Raw genomic sequence first — 376 nt, 5'->3', positions numbered from 1 at the left:
ACCGCTACGATTGGGACGACCAGAGCCAGCCGAACCACAGCGGTTACGGTGACTGGTTCCTGGGTCTGAGCATCGTGTCGCGCATCGGTGCGGTTCCGGCGGCTCCGGCCCCGGCTGCTGCGCCGCCGCCGCCGCCGCCGGCTCCGGTTGAAGCGCCGGCGCCGCAGAAGGTGGTGATCGACCTGCGTGGTGTGAACTTCAAGTTCGACTTCCCGAAGAAGGGCCATGTGCACGCGTCGGAAATCGACAAGGCGCTGGCCGTGCCGACGTCGGACTCGGTGGCGATCCTGGACCAGGCGGTGGACACGCTGAAGCGCTATCCGGACGTGCACGTGACGGTAGCGGGTTACACGGACAGCAAGGGCAAGCCGGACTA

1 pseudogene is annotated in these 376 nt (G+C 67.0%); it reads left to right on the top strand.

The annotated features are described in order from the left end of the window. Positions 1-376 (top strand): annotated as a pseudogene (locus IHE49_RS18375) (OmpA family protein); the annotation flags it as partial.

The sequence above is a fragment of the Rhodanobacter sp. 7MK24 genome (assembly GCF_014842995.1).
Taxonomy (GTDB): domain Bacteria; phylum Pseudomonadota; class Gammaproteobacteria; order Xanthomonadales; family Rhodanobacteraceae; genus Rhodanobacter_A.
This window is presented reverse-complemented; position numbering and strand designations above follow the sequence as displayed.